Raw genomic sequence first — 8,278 nt, 5'->3', positions numbered from 1 at the left:
ACCGCAACCGGGACGACCGCGGCGGCAACACCCGTCCGTTCGCCCGCCGCGACGACCACCGCTCCGGTGGCCGTCCGCAGGGTGGCTTCGCCGGCCGCGACCGCGACGACCGTGGCGGCCGTTCCTTCGGTGACCGCGACTCGCGCGGCGGCAGCTTCAACGGCGGCGACCGCAAGCCCCGTTGGAAGAACTGACGCTCTGCAGTGACCGCTGGTCGGGCCCGCTCCACTTCGGTGGGGCGGGCCCGTCCGCGTTGTGGCCGAAACCCCCTGGTGGGCCGGCGGGCGACTCACGTACCGTCAGTGGTATGAGCAGTCGATTGCACCAGGTCGCGACCGTCAACGAGGAGATCGCGGAGCGCGGCAGCTACCGGGCCGACGGCACCGGGGCGGTGGTGGAGATCGGCGGACCACTGGCCGCCGCACGGGCCGGCACGGTCTCCTACGCGCCCGGGGACGCCGTCGGCGTGGCCGAGGCGTCCCGTGGGCCATTCGCCGGGACGCCGGAGGTCACCGCCGAGGGCAGCATGCAGGCGGCCCGCCGCCTGGTGGAGGGCGGCGGCGAGCACGTCGGCGTGCTCAACTTCGCCTCCGCACGGAACCCCGGCGGCGGCTATCTGCGCGGCGCCCGCGCGCAGGAGGAGGACCTCTGCCGCAGTGCGCTGCTGTACCACTGCCTGCTCGCCGCACCCGACTACTACGAGGCGCACCGGGCCTCCTCGGACCTGCGCTACAGCCACCGGGTGATCTTCTCCCCCCGGGTGCCGGTGATCCGGCAGGGGGACGGAGCCCTGCTGGCGCAGCCGTACCAGGTCTCCTTCCTCACCTCACCGGCGCCCAACGCCGGTCAGCTGGCCCTGCGTTCGGGCGGTGCCCCGGCGGGTGTGCAGAAGGTGCTGGCGGAGCGGGCCGAGCGGGTGCTCGCGGTGGCGGCGCACCACGGTGTGCGCGAGCTGGTGCTGGGGGCGTGGGGCTGCGGGGTCTTCCGCAACGACCCGGCGGAGGTCGCGGCGGCCTTCGAGCACGCCCTGGGGGTGTACGGCGCGGCATTCACCCGGGTGGTCTTCGCGGTCTGGGACCGGTCGCCGGTGTCCGCGAACCGTGCGGCCTTCGAGCGGCGCTTCGGCGCTTCGTAGCTTCGGCGCTTCGTAGCTTCGTCGCGGCGGTTGCTCGGGGGCGGTTGTTCGGGGGCGGCCCCGCCGGGGCCCGGGGTCAGCGGCGGGTGGCGACGGCGGAGGCCGCTGCGACGACGCCGGTGACCGCGAGGACCGAGGGCCAGGCGCCGATCTTCTTCGCGAGCGGGTGGGAGCCGCCGAAGGCCGCCACGTAGAGGCCGGTCAGCGCGGCGGCGGTGCCGGGGCCGGCCTGCCGCTGCCACTGGTACGCGGAGGCGGCGCCCGCCGCGGCGAGGACCACTCCGCCCAGCTCGCGCCGGCCGCTCCAACGTGCGGTGCCGTAACCGCCGATGAGACCGGCCGCCGCCACCGCCGCTGTCGGGATCTTCGCCATCGTCCAACTCCTCCGGTGCTCTGTCCTGGGCTTCCCACCGACCCTAACGCGCGCCCTTCGCCGGCAGTGCCGGGTCCGTCGGCGGTTCGGGTGAGGCCGGTGCCGCCGGGCGGCGTTCAGTGCTTGAAGACCTCGCGGTCGTGCCAGTGCAGGAAGTCGGGCCGGACCCGCGGCCTGCTCGCCCGGGGCCGGGCCACCGGTGCGTCGTGCAGGGCGGCCACGGCCCGGTGGCCCGCCTTGCTGTCGTACGTGAAGCGCGGGGAGACCCGGATGGTGTGGTCCGGGGTGATGCCGAGCGCGCCGTAGTCGAACAGGGTGTGGTGCAGGGCGCAGAGGGCGAGGGCGTTGTCGATCCGGTCCGGACCGCCCTGGCTGTGCCAGCGGACGTGGGCGGCCTCCGTACCGACCGGGCTGAGGCCGAGCACGCCGTCGTAGCCGCACATGGCGCAGGCGTGCCCGTACGCGTCGAGTACGGCTTCGGAGAAGCCCGGGGCGCGGACGCGTCGGCGGGTCATCCGGTAGCGGACCTCGGCCGCCGGGGTCTCCGGCTCGGCGGCCGCGGCGGCTGTGTCGGCTTCGGGAGATGTGGGCGCTTCGGGCGCTTCGGGCGCTTGGGGTGCTTCGAGGGCGGAGAGTTCGACGGTCGGCAGGTCGAGGCCGGTCCGGTGGCAGATGGCGGCTTCCAGGGTGCCGGTGAAGTTCCGGTCCAGGAGGAGGAAGACGGCCGCCGCGAAGGTGGCCGGGTCCCGGAGCAGCGTCTCGACCTCGGGGCGGAGGCGTCCGAAGGCGCCGAGCCTGCGCAGATGGCCGCCCTCGGGGCGGGTGTCCGGGCCGAGGGGTATGCCGTCGGCCGAGTGCAGCTCCCACAGCCCGCGTTCCAGGCGGACGAACGGTTGGACGGCGCGCTGTGCCGCGGTCCGCGCGCTGACCGGCGGACCGTAGTCGTTGATGAGCCGGCTGACCGGCTCCTCGGCCTCCGCGTAGGTCACCAACGTCGAACCGGTGGCGGCGAAGCGGCCGAGGAGCCAGAGCAGCAGCAGCGGTTTGTGCGGCGCGCGCCGGCTGTCCGTCGGGGCTTGGCGCAGCGCGCCCAGGGCGTTGAGGAGGTCGTGTCGCTGCACGGTGCCCAGCCTGCCACAGGGCCATCGGGTGGTAGTTCGACAGGGGGAGTCGGGCCGTCAGCGGGTCAGGGCGGTGCGCAGGGCGGCGATTTCGGCGGCCGTGACGCCGTGGGCGTCGAGGAAGGACTCGATGGAGCCGTGCAGGGTGCGGAGCCGGTGCAGGGCCTCGGCCAGCAACTCGGCGGTGACGGGCCGGGAGAGGCGCTCGGCCCCGGTCTCGTCGATGTACGGGGTGGGGCCGCCGAGGAGGCCGAGGCCCGTGTTGGAGTGGAGGAAGTCGGCGGTGATGTCGGACTCGGCGGCGCCGAGCAGGTGCTGCAGGACCGCGATGGTGAGACCGGTGCGGTCCTTGCCGACCGCGCAGTGGACCAGGGTCGGGAGCCCGCCGGGAGCAGCCAGGTGCCGGACGGTGGCGGCGATCGAGGGCCCGGAGCTCTCGGCCATGAAGCGGTACAGCGCGGGCTGGTCGTCCGGCCAGGGCTGCCCCTCCGAGGTGCGCTCCGGGAGGGTCGGGAGGTGGCGGGTGGCGAGGTCGAGGCCGTGCAGCCGGTCCGGCCAGTGGGTCAGCTCGTTGGCGCCGCGCAGGTCGATCACGGAGCGGACGCCCAGGGCCTTGAGGCGCTGGGCGCCTTCCGGGGTCAGTTCGTTGAGCGATCCGGAACGGTAGAGCAGACCTGGACGGATCGGGCCGACGGCCGCGTCGCGGAGGTTCCGGACGCCGGGGATGTCGAGGAGGGGGGATGCTGCGTCGGAGTGACGGAGGCTCATGTCCGCAACGGTAGCCCGCCGGACCGTCCGGGAGGAGGCGTTCCAGGTGAACGGTCGGGTGGCCGACTCGCTGCGGAGCCTGTCCGACGGCCCGGCCGAGGGCGGCTAGCGTCCGCCGGAGATGTCGAGGAAGGTGCCGGTCGCGTACGAGGAGGCGGGGGAGAGCAGCCAGAGGATGGCCTCGGCGACCTCCTCGGGCTGTCCGCCGCGTGCCATCGGCAGGTTGGGCGCGACCCGGTCCACCCGGCCCGGTTCGCCGCCCAGCGCGTGGATGCCGGTGTGGATCAGGCCGGGGCGTACGCAGTTGACGCGGATGCCCTCGCGGGCGACCTCCAGCGCCAGGCCGCGGGTCATGCTGTCCAGCGCGCCCTTGGAGGCGGCGTAGTCCACGTACTCGTTCGGCGCGCCGAGCCGGGCGGCGGTGGAGGAGACGTTGACGATCGCGCCGCCCGTGCCGCCGTGCCGGGTGGACATCCGGCGGACGGCCGCGCCCGCGCACAGGAACGGCCCGGTGATGTTGGCGGACCAGATCCTGGCCAGCCGGTCCTCGTCCAACTCGTCCAGGCGGCACTGCTTTTCGAGCGTGCCGGCGTTGTTGACCAGGGCGGTCAGTGGTCCGAGCTCGTCGTCCACGGCGCGGAACAGCCGTTCCACCTCGGCGCTCCGGCTGACGTCCGCCCGGACCGCGACCGCGGTGCCGCCGGCCGAGCGGATCTCCGCCACCACGGCGGCCGCGGTGGCCTCGTCCGCACGGTAGTTGACGCACACGCGGTACCCGCGGGCGGCCGCGAGCCGGGAGGTGGCGGCGCCGATCCCGCGGCTGCCGCCGGTGACCAGAACGACCTCGGACACGGGCGGCCTCCGATGCGGGCTGGGTGCACTGCTCGGGTCACCGTAGCCCACATGCTGGAATTCGATGAGCACGGGCCCGAGTTCGGAGATCATGACGCCATGGACCCCGGACCGATCGGGCTGCTGCCTGCCTCCAGCGATCTCGCCGACTACCTGGCCGCCGACGACGTGATCGACCACGGGCACCCGGAGATCCGGGCCCTCGCCGACCGGCTGTGCGGCGACAGCCGACAGGCCGGGGCGCGCGCCGCGTTCGAGTACGTCCGGGACGAGGTCGCGCACTCCGCGGACGTCGGCGAGTGGAGTGCCGCGTACCGGGCGTCCGACGTGCTCGCGAGCGGCAACGCCATCTGCCACGGCAAGGTGCACCTGCTCACCGCGCTGCTGCGGGCCCAGGGCACCGCCGCCGGCCTCTGCTACCAGCGGCTCGGGGTGCTGCACGGGCTGGTCGCCGTCCACTGGCCCGCGACGGGCGGCTGGGTGCGGCTGGACCCGCGCGGCAACAAGCCGGGTGTGGACGCCCGGTTCGCCACCGAACCCGGTGCGGAGCGGCTGGCCTGGGTGCCGGATCCGGCGGCGGGCGAGCTCGACTACCCGACGGTGTACCCGAGTACGCCACCGGTCCTGCGGCAGGCGCTCGACCGGGCTCGGCCGGGCGCGCAGGGGTACGGCTACCTGCCGTCGGAGCTGTAGGTGCGCCGGGGCCCGGCGCGGCCGGCCCGGACCGGTCTGCCGTGGCCGGTCCTGGCCCGGCCGGCCGCGTCCCCAACCTCACGGGTCGGAACAGCTAGCCCGCTGCGGCGGCGGACCGGATCGCTGCGATCCTCGGGGCGCGGCTCTTCGGCGAGTCCAGGCTGAACCCCCTGGCGTCGCCCAGCTGATCGCGGACGAAGGCCTCGGTGCGGGCGATGGTGTCGCGCAGCTCGGCGTCGGCCGGTACGAACAACTGGTGCACGATCTCGCGCTGTTGGGTGTCGTACTCCCAGAAGCCGATGATCCGGCCGCGGTCCACCACGATGTGCGTCTGCGGGTCGGCCTCGCTGCCGAAGCTGCGCCCGGCCTTGGCGCCGGGCACCGGGCGCTGGGCGTCGGCCGGGTCGATCAGGCGGGGCAGCGCCCGGTGCAGCAGGTGCAGGCCGTCGATGCCGGCGAGCAGCGCGTAGCCGGGGGCGGCCGGAACGGTGAACTCGGCGAACTCGTCGGCGAGTTCCGCGCTGATCAGGAGGTCGGTGCCGAGGATCGGGCTCAGGTCGAGGGCGGCGACGGCCTGCTTGGCGGTGGCTGCCGGAAAGCCGGAGAACCAGCGGAAGTTCTTGAGCGAGGCGGGGCCCGCCCAGGAGAAGTACCGCCGCGCCAGCTCGGTGGCGGACCCCCGGACCGGCTGGTCCCACTCGACGTAGCCGTAACGCTGCTGGTCCAGACGGCCGTTGACCGGGACCCGGCGGATCAGGCCGCGGGCCTGCATCAGTCCGAGCGCCAGCGGGAGGGTGGTGGACAGCCCGCGCTTCTTCCCCGCCTCGCCGAGGCTGCGGACGGCGTCCCCGGCCCTCTCCCGGATCTCGGCCGGGTTCAACGGAGCTGAGCCGGCGAGTACTTGGGAGATCCGCAGGCAGAGCTTCTCGATCTCGTCCCGGCGGACGCGCAGGTGCCGCTCCGCCGTGGCGAGTTCGCCCTCCGGTGCGGCGGCGCCGACGGCCAGGCCGAGTGCGTAGTCGGCGGCCGGGAGGACGTAGGTGCAGCCGCGGGCGGACGGGAGTTCGTGCACCTGCAGGTCGGCGACGGCCGCGTCGACGGCCTCCCGGTCGAGACCGGCGCGGGCGAACAGTCCCAGGTACGGGGCCGCGCCACCGACCGAGCGGGCCCAGCCGGTGGCGGCCAGCACCTCGGCCGGGGAGGCGCCGGGGTGCGCGCCGTCCAGCCACTGCCGATGTGCCCACCAGGCACGGAGTCTGGCCGCCGGGATCTCGCTGTTCACCATGCGGTCCAGTATCGGCGCGCGGTGCCCCGGGCGGGGCGGCGACGTGCCGGACGGGCGGCGGACAGGAGCGTGCGCGGCTGTTCGGCCAACGGGAATTCGTTCGCGCGTGGCTCGCCCGTCGGGGGAGACTGCCAACGGTGCGCCGGGCCGCCGCCCGGGTCCATCCCCGGATCCCGGTCCGCCGCCGACTGTTCACCGTTCACCGTGCGCACCACACATCGTCTCGCCGAGGGAGCGACGTAACTCATGCACCTACTGCTCTCCGGCATCGTCGGCTCGACCGCCTACGGCCTCGCGCACGCCGACTCCGACCTCGACCGGCTCGGCCTGTTCGCCGCGCCCACCGAGCAGTTCCACGGTCTGCACCGGCCGGTGGAGTCGCACGTCACCACCGCCCCCGACACCACCCTGCACGAGGCGGCCAAGTGGTGCCGGCTCGCCCTCAACGGCAACCCGACCGCCTCCGAACTGGTCTGGCTGCCCGCCGAGCTGTACGAGGTGCGCACGCCGCTCGGCGAGGAGCTGATCGGAATCCGGCGCTCCTTCCTGAGCGAGCGCGCGGTGCGGAACGCCTATCTCGGTTACGCCACCCAGCAGTTCAGGAAGCTGAGCAGCCGCGACAGCTCCGACGAGCCGTCCCGGCGGCGGGCTTCCAAGCACGCCAGGCACTTGGTCCGACTGGTCCGGCAGGGCCTGGCGCTGCACGAGACCGGCGAGCTGGGGATCCGGCTGGCCGACCCCGCCCAGGTCCGCGAACTCGGCGAACGCTACGCGGACCGGCCGGACCTGGCGGTGGACCTGCTCGCCGACGCGGAGTCCCGTTTCAGCCGACCGGGTGTCCTCCCGGCCGAGCCCGACGAGGCACCGGTCGAGTCCTGGCTGCGCCGCGTCCGCGCGGCGCACCTGTCCACTCCGTCCTGACCAGCCCGAACGCCCCACCGGCCGCCCCCGCCCACCCGACCCCGCCGGACACCTCGGCGCGACCCGGGCAATCCACTGGCCAACAGCCGGTGATCTCCGGGTAGGATCGCCCTGGCAGGCGCCCTACCACCACGGTGGAGCGCGAGCCGGCGGGCCGCTAGCTCAATTGGCAGAGCTGCGGACTTTTAATCCGTAGGTTCAGGGTTCGAGCCCCTGGCGGCCCACCATCCTCAGGACCGGGTTTACCCCCGCCGACCTGCGGCGCAGCGCTCTGACTGGGCTTCACCGGTCGGAGCGCTTTCGCTTTCCCGGCCGTAGGTGAGCCCGAAGTGAGCCCGACGGTTTCGCCGACCGCCGTTTTGCGGGCACGGGGGACCAACCGCGCGGCGGCCTCGGACACCTCCCGGTCGATCTCCGGGAGAAGGCTGGTGTACGTGTCCGACGTGAGCGTGATCGTGGAGTGCCGCAACGTCTCCTTGATCGTGTGCAGGTCGCCACCGCCCGCGTGGGTCAGGGTCGCGGCCCCGTGTCGGAGGTCCCGAAGGTTGATCGGGGGCAGGCCGGCGGCCCGGTAGATCCGGCGGAAGGCATCGGACACCGTCTCGGGGTGCAGCCACCTGCCGTCCTCGAGGGTGAACACCTTGCCGGTATCCGTCCACGCCGCACCCCACTGCAAGCGCTCCTCGTTTTGCCGGATCCGGTACGCCCGGAGAACCGCGACGGTACCGCTGTCCAGCCCGATCGTCGCTGCACTGCCATCCGTCTTGGGATCTGACTCGTACGGAGTCCAACCGTCCTGAACGATCTCCTTCGCCACGGTCAGCTCACCGCGCTCGAGGTTCACGTCCGCCCAGTTCTGGCCGACGGCCTCGCCACGGCGCAGGCCCCGGAAGGCGATCAGGTGGAACAGGGCGTAGAGCCGGTGGCCCTCGGCCTCGTCGAGGAACCGCCCGAGCTGTTCGGGAGTCCACACCATGACCGCGCTCGGCTTCTCGCCCGTCAACTCCCAACGCCGGACGCGCTCCTCGGTCCAGAGCAGTGCCTTCGGCCGCTTGCCGGACTCCAGCTCGACATGCGAGGCGGGGTTGAAGGTGATCAGCTCGCGGGCGATGGCGGCGTTCAACGCGGCC

9 protein-coding genes, 1 tRNA gene and 1 pseudogene are annotated in these 8,278 nt (G+C 73.7%); 5 read left to right on the top strand and 6 right to left on the bottom strand.

What is annotated here, in order from left to right:
• Together UK12_RS41815 and UK12_RS30960 are read left to right on the top strand one after the other, a co-directional pair.
• The coding region (locus UK12_RS41815) for a hypothetical protein (protein ID WP_197085313.1) at window positions 1-194 on the top strand (194 nt) is incomplete at its 5' end.
• Between the two features lie 113 nt (window positions 195-307).
• The gene (locus UK12_RS30960) at window positions 308-1,135 is read left to right on the top strand and encodes a TIGR02452 family protein (protein ID WP_045306527.1); all 828 of its coding nucleotides are present in this window, start codon (window positions 308-310) and stop codon (window positions 1,133-1,135) included.
• A gap of 76 nt (window positions 1,136-1,211) precedes the next feature.
• On the opposite strand, the gene UK12_RS30955 is transcribed toward UK12_RS30960, so the two are convergent.
• From UK12_RS30955 to UK12_RS30940, 4 genes are all read right to left on the bottom strand, one after another.
• Window positions 1,212-1,508 carry a hypothetical protein gene (locus tag UK12_RS30955; protein ID WP_045306526.1) on the bottom strand — a complete coding sequence of 99 codons (297 nt, stop codon included), beginning with the start codon at window positions 1,506-1,508 and terminating at the stop codon, window positions 1,212-1,214.
• Window positions 1,509-1,624: 116 nt separating this feature from the next.
• Window positions 1,625-2,629, bottom strand: coding sequence for a phosphorothioated DNA-binding restriction endonuclease (locus UK12_RS41810; protein WP_052682333.1), 1,005 nt, complete (start codon window positions 2,627-2,629; stop codon window positions 1,625-1,627).
• A gap of 57 nt (window positions 2,630-2,686) precedes the next feature.
• Window positions 2,687-3,397 carry a tyrosine-protein phosphatase gene (locus UK12_RS30945; RefSeq protein WP_045306525.1) on the bottom strand — a complete coding sequence of 237 codons (711 nt, stop codon included), beginning with the start codon at window positions 3,395-3,397 and terminating at the stop codon, window positions 2,687-2,689.
• Window positions 3,398-3,502: 105 nt separating this feature from the next.
• Entirely contained in the window at window positions 3,503-4,249 is a 747-nt protein-coding gene (locus tag UK12_RS30940) for an SDR family oxidoreductase (protein WP_045306524.1), read from the bottom strand.
• A 51-nt stretch (window positions 4,250-4,300) separates the two neighbouring features.
• Between UK12_RS30940 and UK12_RS30935 the strand changes: the two genes are divergently transcribed.
• Window positions 4,301-4,942 (top strand): transglutaminase-like domain-containing protein, encoded by a 642-nt coding sequence (locus UK12_RS30935; RefSeq protein ID WP_231591458.1) that lies wholly within the window; start codon window positions 4,301-4,303, stop codon window positions 4,940-4,942.
• A 94-nt stretch (window positions 4,943-5,036) separates the two neighbouring features.
• On the opposite strand, the gene UK12_RS30930 is transcribed toward UK12_RS30935, so the two are convergent.
• The gene (locus UK12_RS30930; protein ID WP_045306523.1) at window positions 5,037-6,227 is read right to left on the bottom strand and encodes a DNA glycosylase AlkZ-like family protein; all 1,191 of its coding nucleotides are present in this window, start codon (window positions 6,225-6,227) and stop codon (window positions 5,037-5,039) included.
• Window positions 6,228-6,473: 246 nt separating this feature from the next.
• Here UK12_RS30930 and UK12_RS30925 point away from each other — a divergent pair, with 246 nt between their 5' ends.
• The gene (locus tag UK12_RS30925; protein WP_045306522.1) at window positions 6,474-7,148 is read left to right on the top strand and encodes a nucleotidyltransferase domain-containing protein; all 675 of its coding nucleotides are present in this window, start codon (window positions 6,474-6,476) and stop codon (window positions 7,146-7,148) included.
• Window positions 7,149-7,299: 151 nt separating this feature from the next.
• A tRNA-Lys gene (locus tag UK12_RS30920) sits at window positions 7,300-7,375 on the top strand.
• Window positions 7,376-7,581: 206 nt separating this feature from the next.
• On the opposite strand, the pseudogene UK12_RS45230 reads toward UK12_RS30920, so the two are convergent.
• A pseudogene (locus UK12_RS45230) lies at window positions 7,582-8,124 on the bottom strand (site-specific integrase); the annotation flags it as partial.
• Window positions 8,125-8,278 lie beyond the last annotated feature (154 nt).

Origin of the sequence: Saccharothrix sp. ST-888, from assembly GCF_000955975.1 — a bacterium.
In the GTDB taxonomy this organism is placed as follows: domain Bacteria; phylum Actinomycetota; class Actinomycetes; order Streptomycetales; family Streptomycetaceae; genus Kitasatospora.
The sequence above is the reverse complement of the archived record's forward strand: the minus strand, read 5'-3'. Positions and strand labels throughout refer to the sequence as shown.